15 protein-coding genes are annotated in these 17,455 nt (G+C 66.5%); 6 read left to right on the forward strand and 9 right to left on the reverse strand.

The genetic code is table 11. The features are described 5' to 3' along the window. Positions 1–5: 5 nt before the first annotated feature. From tpiA to ACTAQI_RS05680, 3 genes are all read left to right on the forward strand, one after another. Positions 6–821, forward strand: a complete 816-nt coding sequence (gene tpiA, locus ACTAQI_RS05670; RefSeq protein WP_457950106.1) for a triose-phosphate isomerase — start codon at positions 6–8, stop codon at positions 819–821. 48 nt (positions 822–869) lie between these two features. After that, complete coding sequence (gene secG, locus ACTAQI_RS05675; RefSeq protein WP_457950107.1) at positions 870–1,127, forward strand: preprotein translocase subunit SecG; 258 nt, start codon at positions 870–872, stop codon at positions 1,125–1,127. Positions 1,128–1,265: 138 nt separating this feature from the next. Continuing rightward, entirely contained in the window at positions 1,266–1,661 is a 396-nt protein-coding gene (locus tag ACTAQI_RS05680) for an RNA polymerase-binding protein RbpA (RefSeq protein WP_457950108.1), read from the forward strand. On the opposite strand, the gene pgl is transcribed toward ACTAQI_RS05680, so the two are convergent. From pgl to tkt, 6 genes are read right to left on the reverse strand one after another with little or no spacing between them, the layout of a single operon-like run. Continuing rightward, complete coding sequence (gene pgl, locus ACTAQI_RS05685; RefSeq protein ID WP_457950999.1) at positions 1,614–2,384, reverse strand: 6-phosphogluconolactonase; 771 nt, start codon at positions 2,382–2,384, stop codon at positions 1,614–1,616. The two genes, ACTAQI_RS05680 and pgl, sit on opposite strands and share 48 nt — an antisense overlap. A 37-nt stretch (positions 2,385–2,421) precedes the next feature. Further along, on the reverse strand, positions 2,422–3,363 hold the full coding sequence (locus tag ACTAQI_RS05690) for a glucose-6-phosphate dehydrogenase assembly protein OpcA (RefSeq protein WP_457950109.1): 942 nt from the start codon (positions 3,361–3,363) through the stop codon (positions 2,422–2,424). Next, on the reverse strand, positions 3,360–4,919 hold the full coding sequence (gene zwf / locus ACTAQI_RS05695; RefSeq protein ID WP_457950110.1) for a glucose-6-phosphate dehydrogenase: 1,560 nt from the start codon (positions 4,917–4,919) through the stop codon (positions 3,360–3,362). The genes ACTAQI_RS05690 and zwf overlap by 4 nt, the downstream gene beginning before the upstream one ends. A 15-nt stretch (positions 4,920–4,934) precedes the next feature. Beyond that, on the reverse strand, positions 4,935–6,566 hold the full coding sequence (locus tag ACTAQI_RS05700) for a glucose-6-phosphate isomerase (protein ID WP_457950111.1): 1,632 nt from the start codon (positions 6,564–6,566) through the stop codon (positions 4,935–4,937). A gap of 5 nt (positions 6,567–6,571) precedes the next feature. Further along, positions 6,572–7,687, reverse strand: coding sequence for a transaldolase (tal, locus tag ACTAQI_RS05705; RefSeq protein WP_457950112.1), 1,116 nt, complete (start codon positions 7,685–7,687; stop codon positions 6,572–6,574). Between the two features lie 24 nt (positions 7,688–7,711). Then, positions 7,712–9,829, reverse strand: a complete 2,118-nt coding sequence (tkt, locus tag ACTAQI_RS05710) for a transketolase (protein ID WP_457951000.1) — start codon at positions 9,827–9,829, stop codon at positions 7,712–7,714. 519 nt (positions 9,830–10,348) lie between these two features. Here tkt and ACTAQI_RS05715 point away from each other — a divergent pair. Next, positions 10,349–11,308 (forward strand): heme o synthase, encoded by a 960-nt coding sequence (locus ACTAQI_RS05715; protein WP_457950113.1) that lies wholly within the window; start codon positions 10,349–10,351, stop codon positions 11,306–11,308. A gap of 178 nt (positions 11,309–11,486) precedes the next feature. Next, positions 11,487–13,751: a SulP family inorganic anion transporter gene (locus tag ACTAQI_RS05720; protein WP_457950114.1), complete on the forward strand. Its 2,265-nt coding sequence runs from the start codon at positions 11,487–11,489 to the stop codon at positions 13,749–13,751. A 102-nt stretch (positions 13,752–13,853) separates the two neighbouring features. Here the strand turns inward: ACTAQI_RS05720 and ACTAQI_RS05725 are convergent, their stop codons facing one another. From ACTAQI_RS05725 to ACTAQI_RS05735, 3 genes are read right to left on the reverse strand one after another with little or no spacing between them, the layout of a single operon-like run. Continuing rightward, positions 13,854–14,798 carry a COX15/CtaA family protein gene (locus ACTAQI_RS05725; RefSeq protein WP_457950115.1) on the reverse strand — a complete coding sequence of 315 codons (945 nt, stop codon included), beginning with the start codon at positions 14,796–14,798 and terminating at the stop codon, positions 13,854–13,856. A 7-nt stretch (positions 14,799–14,805) separates the two neighbouring features. Beyond that, positions 14,806–15,570 carry an ABC transporter permease gene (locus ACTAQI_RS05730; RefSeq protein WP_457950116.1) on the reverse strand — a complete coding sequence of 255 codons (765 nt, stop codon included), beginning with the start codon at positions 15,568–15,570 and terminating at the stop codon, positions 14,806–14,808. Next, on the reverse strand, positions 15,567–16,535 hold the full coding sequence (locus ACTAQI_RS05735; RefSeq protein WP_457950117.1) for an ABC transporter ATP-binding protein: 969 nt from the start codon (positions 16,533–16,535) through the stop codon (positions 15,567–15,569). The genes ACTAQI_RS05730 and ACTAQI_RS05735 overlap by 4 nt, the downstream gene beginning before the upstream one ends. Before the next feature lie 125 nt (positions 16,536–16,660). Between ACTAQI_RS05735 and ACTAQI_RS05740 the strand changes: the two genes are divergently transcribed. After that, entirely contained in the window at positions 16,661–17,455 is a 795-nt protein-coding gene (locus tag ACTAQI_RS05740) for a helix-turn-helix transcriptional regulator (protein WP_457950118.1), read from the forward strand.

Here is a 17,455-nt window from a genome sequence, read left to right on the forward strand (position 1 = left end):
ATTACGTGACTACGTCAACGAACGGCGCTTTCGACCGCAAGCCCTTCATCGCGGGCAACTGGAAAATGAACATGGACCACGTGCAGGGCATCACCCTCCTGCAGAAACTCGCGTGGACACTCTCCGACGCCAAGCACGACTACAGCCGCGTTGAGGTTGCCGTGTTCCCCCCGTTCACTGACCTCCGCGGCGTCCAGACCCTGGTGCAGGGCGACGACCTGCACATCGCTTATGGTGGCCAGGACCTCTCCCAGTTCGATTCAGGCGCCTACACCGGTGACATCTCCGGACAGTTCCTGAACAAGCTCGGATGCGGCTACGTCCTGGTGGGCCACAGTGAACGCCGCACCATCCACAACGAGTCCGACGACGTCCTCAACGCCAAGGTCAAGGCGGCCTTCAAGCACGGCGTCACCCCCGTCCTTTGCGTGGGCGAGGGCCTGGAGATCCGCCAGGCCGGCACCCACGTCGAGCACACGCTGCAGCAGCTCCGCGCCGGAGTGGCAGGGCTCACCAACGAGCAGGCAGCCGAACTCGTGGTTGCCTACGAGCCCGTCTGGGCCATCGGCACCGGCGAGGTTGCCGGACCGGAGGACGCGCAGGAGATGTGCGCCGCCATCCGGGCCGAACTTGAGAGCCTCTTCGGCGCCGACGTGGCAGCCAAGACCCGCCTGCTGTACGGCGGCTCGGTCAAGGCCAACAACGCTGCCGCCATCCTGCAGGAGCGCGACGTGGATGGCGTCCTGGTAGGCGGCGCCAGCCTCGACCCGGCCGAGTTTGCTAATATTGTCAGGTTCGAGAGCCACCTCGTGACGGACTAGTCCTTCACCGGTACACCCTCCAGCAATTCCAACTTCCGAAAGGCCGTCGTGGACGTTCTTCATGTCATTCTGCAGATCCTCCTGGGCATCACCAGCCTCCTGCTGACGCTGCTGATCCTGCTGCACAAGGGACGCGGCGGCGGCTTGTCCGATATGTTCGGCGGCGGCATGAGTTCGGGCCTCAGCTCCTCAGGCGTGGCAGAACGCAACCTCAACCGCTTCACCATCGTCCTGGGCGTCACCTGGGGCGTGGTCATCATCGCGCTTGGGCTGATCATGCGGTTCAGCGGGACCGGGGATTCCTGACCCCATGCTGTACAAGGTCCTTTAGGCCCTGGAGGCCCGTGGGCCTGCTCATTAGACTGTGGCTGCCGGAACACCCGGCAGCCACAGTTTTTGTTTAAGCTGCGGGCCTCCGGCGTCCGCTTCAAGGCAGGAGTTGCCATGGTCCATCCGTCATCAGGCTTTCGAGGCACCCGTGCCGGGGTTATCGCAGGGTCCGGATCCAGCCTGCAGTCCAACAACTCGTCCCAGCGCCCACTACCCCGCATCCGGGTGTCGTACTGGTGTGCCAAAGGCCATGAGACCCAGCCCGTGTTCCTGAAGATGCCCGAGGACCAGATTCCCCAAACATGGGACTGCCGGCGGTGCGGCGCCCCTGCTTCCCGGGACGGCCAGGCGGCGGCACCTGATGATCCGTTCGACGACGGCTACAAAAGCCACCTGGAATACGTTAAAGAACGGCGCTCCGGCCAGGACGCCGAGGACGTCCTGGCCGGAGCGCTGGAAAAGCTACGCGCCAGCGGCGTCCTTCCGGACCAGCTGCTCCGGGACACGTGACGCTGCGTTCTCGTCGATCAGCCACAGGGTACGCGCCGTTCCCCGCGGACCGGACGCAGGTACCTGCACAGGATTGGCCCCTGCCAGAGCAAGTCCAACCGCTCCGGCCTTGTCCTCCCCGGCCACAACCATCCATACCTCCGCCGCCGTGTTGATGGCAGGCAGGGAAAGGGAGATCCGCAGCGGAGGCGGCTTGGGGGAGTTCCGGACCCCCACCACCATGCGGTCCTTTTCGCGGATACCGGCCTGCTCAGGGAACAACGACGCAATGTGTGCGTCAGGCCCCACGCCAAGCAGCACCACGTCGAGCCGGGGGAGTGATGAGGGCTCCTCAGGCCTGTCGTCGGACATGTCAGCCGCGTGCTCGGCGGCTGCGGCGTCACGCAACTGGCGCGCGTAGTCCTCCGCCGCCTCCTCGGGCGTGCCGAACTCATCCGAAGAACCCGGCGAGTGAACCCGCTCCGGGTCCACCGGAATATGGGAAAGCAACGCGTCAAACGCCTGTTTGGTATTCCGTTCCGGATCAGCTGAACCGACGAAGCGTTCGTCGCCCCACCAGAAGTTGACCTTGGACCAGTCGACGGCGGGCGCCGCCGGGGAGTCCGCAACGGCCTTCAGGGTGCCGATCCCCACGGTCCCCCCGGTGAGCACCACAGTGGCTTCGCCGTACTTGTCCTGGACATCAACGAGCTTGGTGATCAGGCGTGCCGCTATGGCGGCCATAAGGACGGACGAATCAGGATGGATGCTTACTCGTGGGTCAACGCTCACTGGGTCGGACGCTCCTTAGATTGGTACGTGGCAGTCCAATAGTAATCACTTCACCAAATACTTCGTCGGGGTCGAGGCGGCGGAGTTCTTCGGCGAGGCAGTCGCGCAGGCTGCGGCGGGGAAGGGATATCCGTTGGGCGGGTTGGCCCGGCTGGGTAAGTTCGGCAATGGAGAGTCCGGGCCGGAAGAGCTGGACGTCCCCGCCCGGGCGGGTGAGGCGGACGCGGCGGATGCCCGTTCCGGCGGGGTCCGCGACGATGGTCACCGGGGCGTCCAGGGTCAGCGTCAGCCACGCAGCGAGCAGGATGGTGGAGGGTGAGTCCGACGCACCTTCGACCGCGACGGCGGTCACGGGCGAGGAGTCCACCTCATCCAGGGCTGCCGCGAGTTGGATGCGCCAGTTGGTCAGGCGGGTCCAGGCCAGATCGGTGTCGCCAGCCTTGTAGGTCTGGTGGATCCGTTCCAGGGCGGCCTGGGGGTCGGGTTCATTCGCGGAATCCGTGATCCGCCGGTGCGCGATCGCGCCGATGGAGGTTTCGCACGCGTTCTCCGGTGCGCCGTGCGGCCACCAGGCCACGATGGGTGCGTCCGGGAGCAGCAGCGCGGCAACCAGCGACTCGGACTCGTGCGCGAGTTGGCCGTAGCCGCGCAGCACGATCACCTCGGAGGCGCCGGCGTCCCCGCCGACGCGGATCTGCGCGTCGAGCCGGTCTTCTGCGTCTTTCCCGGCGTCGGCGAGCACGATGATCCGGCAGGGGTGTTCCCGGCTGGCGTCATTCGCGGCCTCGATCGCTTCTTCCTCGAGCCCGGACTTGGTCACCACCACCAGGGTCAGGACCCGGCCCAGGGCGATCACGCCGCCCTGCTCGCGGAGGGCCATGAGCTTCTTGGACACCTTTGAGGTGGTGGTGTCAGGCAGGTTAACGATCATGGCCTTCTCCAGGTTCGTCCGTCACGGGCCAGCAGCTCATCAGCAGAGGCCGGGCCCCAGGAGCCGGGGGCATAGGGTTCGGGCTGTTCGGCGAGCGACGCCCAGTATTCCTCGAACGGGTCAAGGATCTTCCAGGACAACTCCACTTCCTCATGGCGGGGGAACAGTGGCGGCTCACCGAGCAGCACGTCCAGGATCAGCCGTTCGTACGCTTCCGGAGACGACTCGGTGAATGAGTGCCCGTACCCGAAGTCCATGGTCACGTCCCGGACTTCCATCTGCGTGCCGGGGACCTTGGACCCGAACCGGATGGTCACGCCCTCGTCAGGCTGGACACGGATTACCACCGCGTTCTGCCCGAAGTCATCCTCACCATGGTCGCGGAACAGCAGGTTCGGGGCGCGTTTGAACACCACCGCGATCTCCGTCACCCGCCGGCCAAGCCGCTTGCCCGCACGCAGGTAGAACGGCACGCCGGACCAGCGGCGGGTATGGATGTCCACCCTGACCGCGGCAAAGGTCTCGGTGGTGGAATCGGCCGGGATGCCTTCTTCCTCCAGGTAGCCCAGGACCTGCTCGCCGCCCTGCCAGCCGCCGGTGAACTGCCCCCGCGCCGAATGCGTCGAAAGGTCGTCCGGAAGCTTGACCGCGGCGAGGACCTTTTCCTTCTCCGCGCGCAGGTCATCGGCGTTGAACGAGATGGGCTCTTCCATCGCCGTGAGCGCAAGCAGCTGCAGCAGGTGGTTCTGGATCACGTCGCGGGCCGCGCCCACGCCGTCGTAATACCCGGCACGGCCGCCAGTGCCGATGTCCTCGGCCATGGTGATCTGGACGTGGTCAACGTAGTTGGCGTTCCACAGCGGTTCGAACAGCTGGTTCGCGAAGCGCAGCGCCAGGATGTTCTGCACCGTTTCCTTGCCCAGGTAATGGTCAATCCGGAACACGGCATCCGGCGGGAACACGGACTCCACAATGTCGTTCAGCTGCCGGGCCGATTCGAGGTCGTGCCCGAACGGCTTTTCGATCACCACCCGCCGCCACTTGTCGCCGTCAGCCTGCGCCAGGCCGTGTTTGGAGAGCTGACGGCAGACCTGTTCGAAGGCCTTGGGCGGGATGGACAGGTAGAACGCGTGGTTTCCGCGGGTGCCCCGGACGTCGTCGAGCTCCTTGATGGTCTCGCCGAGCCGCTCAAAGGCGGCGTCGTCGTCGAACTCGCCCTGCACAAAACGGATGCCCTCTGAGAGCTGGTTCCAGACCGCCTCATCAAATGGAGTGCGGGCGTGTGCCTGCACCGAGGCCTTCACCTCCGCGGCGAAGTCCTCCCTGTCCCACTCCCGGCGGGCAAACCCCACCAGCGCGAAACTGGGCGGCAACAACCCACGATTGGCGAGATCGTACACTGCCGGCATCAGCTTCTTGCGGGCAAGGTCGCCCGTGACCCCAAAGAGCACCAACGAGGACGGCCCGGCGATCCGGTTCAAACGGCGGTCCCGCGGATCGCGCAACGGATTGCGCGCGCGGCCCGCGCCCTTCCTGCCGTATTCAGTTTCTGGCATGGTTGCTTTTGCGCCTTAGCTTTCGGTTGCGGATGCGCGGGTGGACAGCGCAGCGACGATGTCCTGCAGCTGGGCCACGCCGGCGGCACGGTCGGTGAGGTGAAGGCGCAGCACGGGACGGCCGTGCTCGCCCAGGACCTGGGCGTCGCCTGCAGCCTGGGCGGCGATGAGCTCACCAAAGCTGAACGGCCGGTCCGGGATGCCAAGATCCTCGGCAGGAGCGGCCGTGACCTGAAGGAACACGCCGATGGCGGGGCCGCCTTTGTGGAACTGTCCGGTGGAGTGCAGGAAGCGCGGGCCCCACCCAAACGTCACCGGACGGCCAGTGGCCGCCGCCAATTCGTCCCGGATGCCTTCGAGTCCGGCAAAGGCCAGCCGGTCAAAGTACGCCTGGACGCTCAGGTAGCTGTCGGAAGCCAAGGTGTCCAACAGCGCCTTGACCGCACCCTCTGCGGTGGAAGCACCGCCAAGCCAGTCGCCGCCGCGCACCTCGATGGCGCCGTCAACGAATGCGGCCGGGGTGGGCTCCGGCTGGGCGTCCAGCAGACCACGTGCCGCCACCTTGGCGGCCTCAACGTCGGGTTGGTCGAAGGGGTTGATCCCCAGCAAACGGCCCGCAACGGCGGTGGCGAACTCCCACACCATCATCTGGGTGGCCAGGCCGCCGGCGATGGCCACCTGGTTGTCGCCGAGCTCAATATCGGCATCCGGCGCCACGAGCCGCACCACCAGTACGTCGGACGCGCCGGAGGTAACCTCCGGAGCCTGCGGACCTGCGACGACCGGAAGGACGCCAGTGCCCAGCTTGCCGGTGGATTCGGCGATGAGCTGCTCGGCCCAATCAGCGAAACCAACGATGCCCGAGCCATCCTCGGCGATGACAATCTTGTTCCGCAGCGGGCTGGTCCCACCCAGGGCGGTGCCCAGTGCAAGCCCGATGTTTTCGGGGGCGTCGTCATTGAGGATCTCGGCAGCTTCCTCTGCCTCATCCAGGAACGCCTGGATATCCACCCCGGCCAGGCCGGAAGGAACAAGGCCAAAAGCGGTCAGGGCCGAATAACGGCCGCCGACGTTGGGATCGGCATTGAAGATCGCGCGGTAACCCGCTTCGCGCGAGGCCTTGTCCAGGGGTGAGCCGGGGTCTGTCACGATGATGATCCGGCTCTTGGCGTCCACGCCGGCCTCGGTGAAGGCCTGCTCGAAGATGCGCCGCTGGGAATCCGTTTCCAGGGTGGAGCCGGACTTGGACGAGACCACGATGGCGGTCTGGCCCAGCCGGTCGGCGAGGGCAGCACGGACCTGGTCCGGGTCCGTGCTGTCCAGCACTGTCAGCTCGACGCCGGCCGTGCCCGCGATAACCTCGGGAGCCAGCGAGGATCCGCCCATGCCGCAGAGCACAATCCTGCTGACGCCTTCGGCGCGCAGCGAGTCACGAAGTTCCAGGATGTCCTTGACCAAGGCCTGTGAGACCGTGGCGGCCTCCACCCAACCCAGGCGGACTGCCGACTCGGATTCGGCGTCCGGACCCCACAACGTGTGGTCCTTGGCGAAAATCCGGGTGGCGATCCGGTCCTCGACGAGGGCGGGAAGGTGCTGTCCAAGCGCCTGCTGGGCAGCGCCGGTGGCGTCGTAGCTGAGAGTGCTCATAGGTGTTAGGAAGCCTTCCGTGCAGAGGCGAGTGCGCCTTCGACGTCGGCCAGCAGTTCCTTCCAGCTGGCCACGAACTTGTCCAGGCCTTCGGTTTCAAGGAGTGCAACGACGTCGTTGTAGGAGATCCCGAGCTTCTCCAGTGCATCGAGGGTGGCATTCGCCTCCTCATAGGTGCCGGTGACGGTGTCACCGGAGACGACGCCGTGGTCGAAGGTCGCGTCCAGCGTCTTCTCCGGCATGGTGTTCACCACGCCGGGGGCCACGAGCTCGGTGACGTACAGGGTGTCCGGGTACGCCAGGTCCTTTACGCCGGTGGAGGCCCAAAGGGGGCGCTGGGGGAGTGCGCCGGCGTCGGCCAGAAGGCCCCAGCGTTCAGTGGCGAAGAGTTCCTCATATACCTGGTAGGCCAGGCGGGCGTTGGCCAGGCCGGCCTTGCCCTTGAGGGACTTTGCTTCGTCGGTGCCGATCTTGTCGAGCCGCTTGTCGATTTCGCTGTCCACGCGGGAGACGAAGAACGATGCCACGGAGTGGATCTTCGAGAGGTCGTGGCCGTTTTCCCTGGCCTGCTCCAGGCCGGACTGGAACGCGTTGATGACTGCGCGATACCGCTCCAGCGAGAAGATGAGGGTCACGTTGACGCTGATGCCCTCGGCGAGGGTTGCCGTGATGGCTTCAAGGCCCTCGATGGTTGCCGGGATCTTGATCAGGACGTTGTCCTTGTTGACGCGCTGGGAGAGGTGCTTGGCCTCGGCGATGGTCCCTGCGGTGTCCCAGGCGAGCCGGGGGTCGACTTCGATGGAGACGCGGCCGTCGATGCCCTTCGTGGCGGCGGCCACGGGTGCGAAGAGGTCGCAGGCGTCGGCGACGTCCGTGGTGGTGATCTCGAAGATCGTGTCCTCCACGCTGGCGCCTTCTGCGGCCTTGCCGGCAATGATGTGGTCGTAGTCAGTGCCGGACGTGATGGCGGCGTGGAAGATCGACGGGTTGGTGGTAACACCAACCACGTTCTTCTCCTCGATGAGCTTGCGGAGCGTGCCCGTTTCCAGGCGTCCGCGGGAAAGATCGTCGAGCCAGATGGAGACTCCGGCGTCGGAGAGCTGCTGGGTGGGAGTAGTCATTGCTGTATCTCCTGAAATTTGGGTTTAGGCCTGGGTGGCGGCGAGGGAGTCCTTGGCGGCGGCGGCAACTGCCTCTGCCGTGATGCCGAACTCCTGGAAGAGGCGCTTGTAGTCGGCGGAAGCGCCGTAGTGCTCAAGGCTGACGGAACGGCCGGCGTCGCCGACGAATTCCCGCCAGCCCAGTGCCAGTCCCGCTTCGACCGAGACGCGTGCCTTGACGGCGGCGGGCAGGACGGATTCGCGGTAGGCGGCGTCCTGCTTCTTGAACCATTCAACGCACGGCATGGACACCACGCGGGCGGCGATGCCGTCAGCCTGGAGTGCTTCGCGGGCCTGGACGGCCAGCTGGACCTCGGAACCGGTGGCGATCAGGATCACGTCGGCCGGAACCGTGGCGCCGTCCTTCGAAGCCTCGGCCAGGACGTAGCCGCCCTTTGCCACACCTGCCGTGGACGCGAAGGTGTCGCCGTCGGCGTCGCCCGTACCGCGTTCCCAGGTGGGAATGTTCTGGCGGGTCAGGACGATGCCTGCCGGGTTGGCGTGGTTCTCCAGCATGGTCTTCCAGGCCGCTGCAACTTCGTTGGCGTCGCCGGGGCGGACCACATCCAGGCCCACGATGGCGCGCAACGAGGCGAGCTGTTCCACCGGCTGGTGGGTGGGCCCGTCCTCGCCCAGGCCGATGGAGTCGTGCGTCCAGACGTACAGTGACGGGACGCCCATCAGGGCACCGAGGCGGATGGCGGGGCGCTGGTAGTCGCTGAAGATCAGGAAGGTTCCGGAGAACGCGCGGGTGTTCCCCGCCAGGCTGATGCCGTTCACGATCGACGCTGCAGCGTGCTCGCGGATGCCGAAGTGCAGCACCCGGCCGTAGGGGTTGCCGGACCAGGCGCCGGTCTGCTTGGAGGCAGGGACGAAGGACGGGGAACCTTCAATGGTGGTGTTGTTGGACTCCGCGAGGTCAGCGGAGCCGCCCCAGAGTTCGGGCAGGACCGGGCCCAGGGCGTTGAGGACCTTGCCGGAGGCTGCCCGGGTGGAAACGTCCTTGCCGGCAGGGAAGACCGGAAGGGCGGCGTCGATGTCTCCGGGAAGTTCCTGCGCTTCGATGCGCTGCAGGAGTGCCGCCCCTTCCGGGTTGGCTGCCTGCCAGGCGTTGAAGGATTCTTGCCATTCCTTGTGCTCTGCAGCGCCGCGTTCCACCACTGCCCGGGCGTGGTCCAGGACTTCCTGGTCCACCTCGAAGGACTTGGCGGGATCGAAGCCCAGCACCTCCTTCAGGGCGGCGACCTCTTCGGCGCCAAGGGCAGAACCGTGGATCTTGCCTGTGTTCTGCTTCTTGGGGGCCGGGTAGCCGATGATGGTGCGCAGCGAGATGATGGACGGCTTGGAGGTTTCGGCCTTTGCGGCGAGCAGGGCGCTGTACAGCTCCTGGACGTCTTCCTTGTATTCGCCGGTCCGGGTCCAGTCCACGCGCTGGGTGTGCCAGCCGTAGGCCTCGTAGCGCTTCAGGACATCCTCGGTGAACGCGATGTCGGTGTCGTCCTCGATGGAGATGTGGTTCTCGTCATAGATGACCACGAGGTTGCCGAGCTCCTGGTGGCCGGCCAGCGAGGATGCCTCGGACGTGACGCCTTCCTGGAGGTCGCCGTCGGAAGCGATGACCCAGATGGTGTGGTCAAACGGCGAGTCGCCGGCGGGAGCGTCGGCGTCGAACAGGCCGCGCTGGCGGCGCTGGGAGTAGGCGAAGCCCACCGAGGACGCCAGGCCCTGGCCAAGCGGGCCGGTGGTGATTTCCACACCGGCGGTGTGCTTGTACTCAGGGTGGCCCGGGGTGAGCGAACCCCACGTGCGCAGGGCCTCCAGGTCTTTGAGTTCCAACCCGTAGCCGGACAGAAAGAGCTGGATGTAGAGCGTCAGGGACGTGTGGCCGGGGGAAAGGACGAACCGGTCACGGCCCAGCCACTGCGGATCGCGCGGGTCATGGCGCATCAGCTTCTGGAAGAGAAGGTATGCGGCCGGAGCCAGGCTCATGGCGGTTCCGGGGTGGCCGTTGCCCACCTTCTCCACGGCGTCCGCGGCCAGGACGCGGATGGTGTCCACGGCACGCTGGTCCAAGCTGGTCCATGACAGTTCTTGATCTTCCAAATGTGGCACGAAAACCGGGCCCCTCTCTGTGCTGATGGCGGGCGGTACACCGGATCCGGCCAAGGGCGCGCTGTTGGCGCCCGCTGCGGTGTGTACCAGCCGTTCACCATCGAAACGTTGATCCTTGCATATCAGTCACAGACGCAATGGGAAAGCGGTTTCCACCGCTTTGTTGCTGTGTGCTGATCTGGTGACAGCTTAGCTCTTATCCATCCTGTGGGCCGCGCAAATCTCACGTTTTGGACGCAATTTCCCCTTTTGTGAATCACCATCACGGAGGGTTGACTTAATCTGCTCGAATGGGGCCGCGAGCAATCAATTGCGCATACGGCAGGGCGGGGGGAGGGCTGGCGGCGCGGTATGATATTCGGAGGCCAACGCCGGGTGCGCATCCCTATCGCCGCCCGGAGTTTCCCCGCTGTTGCACGCACCTGGCGCATTTCCTCCCTTAGTGCCGTGCCCGGGTCCGGGCCGCACGACCGGAGCTGCATTGCCAGCCTCAACTGCCACACAGAACGGGTGACTGCCACCGTGAGCACAACAGATACGCCGCTGAACGCGTCCCGGGCCTCCGGCGTCGGGTTCGCCCGTAAGGCCAAGGCGTATCTCGCCCTCACCAAGCCGCGAGTGATCGAGCTGCTCCTGGTCAGCACGCTGCCAACCATGATCTACGCCGAGAGGGGCTTCCCTTCCATCGGACTGATCCTTGCCACACTGGTGGGTGGGGCCTTTGCCGCCGGGAGTGCCGGGGCTTTTAACTGCTACATCGACCGGGACATCGACAAGCTGATGCACCGGACGGAAAACAGGCCGCTGGTCACCGGCGAAGTCACCCCTCGCGAAGCCCTGGTCTTCTCCTGGCTGCTTGGCGCGGCCGCCATCGTGATCCTTTGGTTCGGCGCCAATCCGCTCTCTGCCTGGTTGGGCCTGGGCGCCATCTTCTTCTACGTGGTCATCTACACCATGATCCTCAAGCGCCGCACGGCGCAGAACATCGTTTGGGGTGGCGCGGCCGGCTGCTTCCCCGTGCTGATTGCATGGGCAGCCGTGACCAATTCGGTGGAGTGGCCCGCGGTCATCCTGTTCATGGTGATCTTCCTGTGGACGCCCCCGCACTACTGGCCCCTGTCCATGCGCTACGGCGAGGACTACCGGAACGCCAATGTCCCCATGCTTGGAGCCATCGCCGGGGCCAAGGTGGTGTCCGTCCAGGTGGTCCTTTACGCATGGGCCATGGTGGCGTCCTCATTGCTGATGATCCCGGCCGGTGGGGCCGGCTGGGTTTACACGGTTACGGCGGTCGTCGCGGGTGCCTGGTTCCTCTACGAATCACATGCGCTGTACTCCCGGGCCCACCGCGAGGATATTCCTGACAAGCGCGCCATGAAGGTGTTCCACGGTTCCATCAGCTACCTGACCCTGCTGTTTATCGCCCTGGCGGTGGACCCGTTCGTTGGAAGTGCCGTAATGCCCGGCTAGCCACTACGGCTTGGCGCACGGCGGTTCCTGCTTTACGGCGGGAGCCGCCGCTTTTTTTGGCCGCCAATTGACGTCGACTGGATATGACAGCTTTGTCATATCCGTCACTTTAACTGTCATTGTCAATGACTGCGTGCTTACGGTGGAGCGGACCCTTCCCGCGACCAAAGGAATTTCCATGGAAGCCCGTCCCTCCGCCGTCCCCGCCCCCAGCCACAGCCCGCCTGCAGGAAAGGGAGGACGCCGCCGCTTTCCGTTTTCCCGCCCTCCGTTCTTCGCCCATCTTGGCGCCGACGTGCCGGCGTCGATGGTGGTGTTCCTCGTGGCTCTGCCGCTCTCACTCGGCATTGCAGCGGCCTCTGGGGCGCCCATTATGGCCGGCCTCATCGCGGCCGCCGTGGGCGGAATTGTGGCCGGAAGCCTGGGCGGCTCCCCGCTTCAGGTGAGTGGACCGGCGGCCGGGCTCACCGTCGTCGTGGCCGGCCTGGTGCAGGAGTTTGGCTGGCAGGTGACCTGCGCCATCACCGTGGCTGCCGGCGTCGTTCAACTCCTGCTGGGCATCAGCCGCGTCGGCCGGTCAGCCCTGGCCGTTTCCCCCGTGGTGGTGAAGGCCATGCTGGCCGGCATCGGCGTGACCATCATCCTGCAGCAGGTCCACGTGCTCCTCGGATCCCAGCCGGCAGGTTCGGCCTTCGAGAACCTCGCGGCACTGCCTGCAGCCATCACCAACCTGGAACTGCACGCGGCCCTGCTGGGACTGGCCGTGGTGGCAATCCTCCTGTGCTGGAAGTTCCTTCCCGCGGCGGTCCGGAGGGTTCCCGGCCCCCTGGCCGCCGTCGCGGCAGGCACCGCACTGTCCGTGGCCTTTGCCCCCGGTGTCGAACGCATCTCGCTGGACGGCTCGATCATCGATGCCATCGCCCTGCCGCAACTCCCGGACAGCAACTGGCGGGCCTTCGCCTTTGCCATCCTGACCATGGCCCTGATCGCCAGCATCGAATCCCTCCTGTCCGCCGTCGCGGTAGACAAGATGCAAACCGGACCGCGGACCAACCTGAACAGGGAGCTCATTGGCCAGGGCACAGCGAACATCGTTTCCGGGTCACTGGGCGGGCTGCCTGTTACGGGCGTGATTGTCCGCAGCGCCACGAATGTGGAGGCGGGTGCGGCCACCCGGACGTCCGCGGTGCTGCACGGTGTGTGGGTCCTGGCATTTTCTGCCCTTTTTGCCGGCCTGATCCAGCTCATCCCGCTGGCCGTCCTGGCCGGGTTGCTGGTGGTCATCGGTGCGCGCCTGATCAAGGTGGCTGACATCCGGACCAGCCTGCGGACCGGAGACCTCCCGATTTATGCCGTCACCCTGGTCTGCGTGGTGTTCCTGAACCTGCTTGAGGGCGTCATGATCGGCCTTGCCCTCGCTGCCGCCAGTGTGCTGTGGCGGGTCCTGCGGGCCCGGATCCATGCCCATCCGGCCGCGCCGTCGTCGCCCTGGCGTGTGACCATCGCCGGTTCGTGCAGTTTCTTCGCCCTGCCAAAGCTGAACCCCGTCCTGCAGTCCGTCCCCGCCGCCGCGGACGTGGTGGTCGAGCTGAACGCTGACTACGTTGACCACTCCTTCCGCGAAGCCCTGCTCGCATGGCAGGTCCAGCACCAGGCCACGGGCGGCACTGTACACCTTGAGGAGCACGGCAACACCGTCTTCCAGGATGCCGGACGCCAGGCCCCAAGGCGCGAGGAAGCCACCGAACTGCCGCTTCCGCCCCGGAAGGGGCCGCTGCTGCTGGGCGTTGACAAATACCACCGCCGGTTTGCCCACCAGGTGCGTCCGCTGGTGCATGACCTGGCGGAAGGCCAGAATCCGGACAGCCTTTTCGTGGCCTGCGTCGATTCCCGCGTCAACCCGAACCTGATCACCAGCAGCGGCCCGGGCGATCTGCTCACCCTGCGCAACATCGGCAATGTGGTGTGCAGCCACGGCCGGGACGCCTCGATTGACTCCGCCCTGTCCTTTGCCGTCAACGGCCTGGGCGTGCAGTCGCTGGTCATCTGCGGACACTCCAACTGCGGTGCCATGAAGGCACTGCTCGAGGAAGCCGAGGGCGGGGACAACAGTTCCCTGGGCCCGGCGTTCGAGCTCTGGCTGGACCACGCCCGGCCGGCCTACACGGCCCTGCTGGCGGGGCACCCTGTGGGGAGGCAGGCTGCGGCGGCGGGCTACCGCACCCTTGACCAATTGGCAATGGTGAACGTGGCCGTGCAGTTGGCCAAACTGCAGGAGCACCCGGTGGCGGGCCCGGCGCTGGCCGCCGGAACGGTGCAGGCCATTGGTCTGTTCTATGACATTGCCACGGCCCGGGTTCACCAGATCACCGCCGACGGCATCGAGGACCTGGATCGTGCATTCGACGGAGCGCGACAGGGCGAGGCCCTGGCGGGCCGGTAGCCTCACGGCCGGCCTCCGCGCTGGACAAAAGGAGGCCTTGAACGGCCAGGTGCCCCGGTCCAAAGATTGGACCGGGGCACCTGGTGCGTAATGGGCCTGGGCCTATTCCACCTTGCTGGAACGCGCGATGTCCCACGCATTCGTCGAGGCTGCCATCAGCAGGGCCGCGCCGAGCATGTGGGCCGCCACCAGCAATGCCGGAATGCCGTTGTAGTACTGCGTGAAGCCGATGGTGGCCTGGAGCACGGTGACGCCCAGGAGTGCCAGGACGGCCGTCCGGAAGGGGCCCCTGATGCCGCGCCTGATGACCAGCACCAGGGCCACCGCGGTTCCGGCGGTCACCAGGTAGGCCGGCACAGCATGGATGTGGGAGAACAAATCCCAGTCCAGGTCGTTGCGGGGGGCATCGGCGTCGCCGGCATGCGGACCCGCCCCCGTGACCACCACGCCGAGCATGACGGCGACTGCGGAGAAAAGGGCGACGGCGGCCGTCACCGGACGCAGGGCGGCGGGCAGTGCGGCGGGCCGGGAGGCAAGGAAGCGGCCGGTCCGCCCGAAGGCCCGGTTGACCAGCAGGGTGGCGAATACCACCAGCGCCATGGAGACCAGGAAATGCAGGCCTACAACCCAGGGGTTGAGGTTGGTGAGGACCGTGACGCCGCCAATCACGGCCTGGGCGGGGATGCTGGCCAGCAGGCCCAGGGCCAGGAGGAAGAGGTCCTTGCGTTCCTTCCTCAGGTTCCACAGGTACACCAGCATCAGGGCAGCCACCGCGGCCAGCGCGAAGGTCAAAAGCCGGTTCCCGAACTCGATGAAGCCATGAATGCCCATCTCCGGGGTGTTCACCAGGGAGTCCGAGGTGCAGCGGGGCCAGGTGGGGCAGCCGAGGCCGGATGCCGTCAGGCGAACAGCGCCGCCGGTGACTACCAGAAGCGTCTGGCCAAGCAGGGAAGCGACGGCCAGGCGGCGGATCCGGGCGTCCACGGTGCGGGGGAGCCGCGATGCCAGGCGGCCGGCGAGCTGGGGGAGGCGTGAAGCCGTGGTCACGATTATCTCAATTCCACTTGAACCAACGGATGGCTGCGGCCCCGGCGATAACCGTCCAGAGCAGCAGGATGAGGGCAGCGCCGCCGTTCACGGCCCCGCCCAGGAAGGCGGCCCGCATCGATTCGCCCAGGGCGCCGGAAGGCAGGAAGTGCACAATGGCCTGCGCCGCGGCAGGCAGCCGTTCGGCAGGGATGACGATGCCGCCCATGGCGCCGAGGAGGATCCACAGCAGGTTGGTGATGGCCAGCGTGGCTTCCGGCCGGACCGTTCCGGCCACCAGCAGCCCCAGCGCGGTGAACGCCGCCGCGCCCAGCGCGAGCAGCGCCAGGCCCGGGAGCCAGCCCGCCGCCGTCGGCTGCCATCCCAGCGCCAGGGCAACCAGGCCCACCACCACCACCTGGAGGCACAGGACGGCCAGGACTGAGAGGACCTTGCCGGCGATCAGGCCGCCGCGGCCCAAGGGTGTGGTGGAAAGGAACCGCAGCACGCCGTAGCGGCGGTCGAAGCCGGTGGCGATGCCCTGGCCGGTGAATGCCGTGGACATTGCGCACAGCGCCAGGATTCCGGGAACCGCCACGTTGATTCGGCTGGAGCCCATTCCGTCCAGGAAAGGAGTCACCGTCAGGCCGACAAGCGCCAGCAGCGGCAGCACCACCGCCAGGATCAGCTGCTCGCCGTTCCGCAGCATTGTCAGTGCCTCGTATTTGCCCTGCAGCAGGACACGGCGCAGAAGGGAGGCCGGCTGCTGCGTCTCCTGAATCGCTGCGGTCATCGGATGTCCTTTCCCGAAATGTCCAGAAAGACGTCTTCAAGGCTACGCGCCTGGAGGCTCATCGATGCCGGCATGATGCCCTTCGCTTCCCACCACTGGGCCAGTGCGGAGAGGTGGCGCGGGGTCAGGGCACCGGTCACGGTGTAGCTGCCGGCGCGGGCTTCGGAGACGTCCACGCCCGCCGGCAGCACCGCTGCCAGGTCCAGGCCGGGCGGGACCTCGAACACCAGCGTCCGGATGTGCTCGCCGCCCTGGTCCGCAACCGGGCTGCGCTGAAGCAGCTCCTGCACGGTCCCTTCGGCAACATTGCGGCCGCCGTCGATGATGTACACGTAATCCGCCAGGCGCTGGGCGTCGTCCATGAGATGCGTGGTCAGGATGATTCCCATCCCGCTGTCGCGCAGCTCGGCAATGAGATCGAACACCAGCTGCCGTGACTGCGGGTCCAGGCCGGCGCTGGGCTCGTCCAGGAACAGTACTTCGGGCCTGCCGATCAGGGCGGCGGCCAGCGCCAGGCGCTGCTTCTGGCCGCCGGACAGCCTCCGGACGCTCGTCCGGCTGAAGCCATCGATGCCCAGCCTGGCCACCAGGTCCTCCAACGGCCAGGGGCGGGCGTACAGCCCCGCGATATGCCGCAACAACGGCAGGGGCCTTGCCGACGGCGGGAGCCCACCGTCCTGCAGCATCACGCCCACGCGGGAGCGCAGATCAGCGCCTGCCGTTGCCGGGTCCTGGCCCAGCAGGGAGATGCTGCCGCCGCTGCGTTTCTGCAGGCCCTGGGCGCACTCGAGGGTGGTTGTCTTCCCTGCGCCATTCGCGCCCAGCAGGGCGGTTACCTGGCCCCGCTCCGCGATGAGGGAGACGCCGCTGACAACCCTGAGCATCTTTCCGTCCAGGCTGGAGAGGGGGCCAACGTCCTTGATGAGCCCATGGATGGACAAGACGGGGGACTGGGGGGATCGCACCAGAGTATTCTACGGGATGTAGTATTTAGCGCCGTCCGTCGGAAACTGCGCAGTGCCCAGCTAAGGTCAGCCTGCCCTTACTGGAGTGCGGGACTAAATTACGACATGATTGTGTTGTGTATTCCATGACCAACAGTAGCGCTGTGCCCATGGCCGGACCCGGTCCTGCGGCGCCCAGTCCTGTGGCTGATGCGGACGAGCGTACCCGGGACCGGGTCCTCGCCGCCGTCCTGGAAAACGGCCCTGTCAGCGCGGCCGAGCTGGGAGACATGCTGGGGTTCACCCCGGCCGCAGTCCGGCGCCACCTGGACCACCTCTCGCGTGCCGGCGTCATCGAGGTTAAGCGGGTGGCCAAGCCCGGAGCCGGTGCCGGCCGCCCCGCCCGCCGCTATGTCCTCAGTTCCCAAGGCCAGTCGAGCCTGGGCAATGACTACCTGGACATCGCCGCCCTTGCGCTCCAGCAGCTGCAAAAGGCTGCCGGTCCGGATGCAGTGCGCGCCTTCGCCGAGGAGCGCTTTGCGGACATGGAGCGGCGCTATGCACCCGAAATTGAGCAGGCCGGGCCCGACATCCGGGACCGCGCCACCGCACTCGCAGCTGCCCTGACCCGCGACAACTTCGTGGCCTCCGCTGCGTCCATCGAGGCGAAGGCACCGCTGCCCGCGGCGCTTTCCAGCGTCCAGCTCTGCCAGGGCCACTGCCCCATCCAGCAGCTCGCCGCCCGCTTCCCTGTGTTCTGCGACGTTGAAACCGAAGTCTTTTCAAGGCTGGTGGGAGTGGACGTCCGCCGCCTGTCAACGCTGGCCCGCGGCGGCCACGTCTGCACCACCCACATTCCTACAGGCAGGCTGTCTGCCAAACCGGCCACCGCGCCGGCGGCAGCCCCCGCCAGCCTGCACGAAGTAACCAACCATCAGTAA

The organism is Pseudarthrobacter sp. alpha12b (genome assembly GCF_054130495.1).

What these genes read in the sequence shown, in the direction of transcription:
- ACTAQI_RS05680 (WP_457950108.1), top strand. Translation starts at nt 1,266, where the DNA reads ATGGTCCATCCGTCATCAGGCTTTCGAGGCACCCGTGCCGGGGTTATC.
- ACTAQI_RS05730 (WP_457950116.1), bottom strand. Translation starts at nt 15,570, where the DNA reads ATGACCGCAGCGATTCAGGAGACGCAGCAGCCGGCCTCCCTTCTGCGC.
- ACTAQI_RS05720 (WP_457950114.1), top strand. Translation starts at nt 11,487, where the DNA reads ATGGAAGCCCGTCCCTCCGCCGTCCCCGCCCCCAGCCACAGCCCGCCT.
- zwf (WP_457950110.1), bottom strand. Translation starts at nt 4,919, where the DNA reads ATGCCAGAAACTGAATACGGCAGGAAGGGCGCGGGCCGCGCGCGCAAT.
- ACTAQI_RS05740 (WP_457950118.1), top strand. Translation starts at nt 16,661, where the DNA reads ATGACCAACAGTAGCGCTGTGCCCATGGCCGGACCCGGTCCTGCGGCG.
- ACTAQI_RS05690 (WP_457950109.1), bottom strand. Translation starts at nt 3,363, where the DNA reads ATGATCGTTAACCTGCCTGACACCACCACCTCAAAGGTGTCCAAGAAG.
- pgl (WP_457950999.1), bottom strand. Translation starts at nt 2,384, where the DNA reads ATGGCCGCCATAGCGGCACGCCTGATCACCAAGCTCGTTGATGTCCAG.
- ACTAQI_RS05700 (WP_457950111.1), bottom strand. Translation starts at nt 6,566, where the DNA reads ATGAGCACTCTCAGCTACGACGCCACCGGCGCTGCCCAGCAGGCGCTT.
- tal (WP_457950112.1), bottom strand. Translation starts at nt 7,687, where the DNA reads ATGACTACTCCCACCCAGCAGCTCTCCGACGCCGGAGTCTCCATCTGG.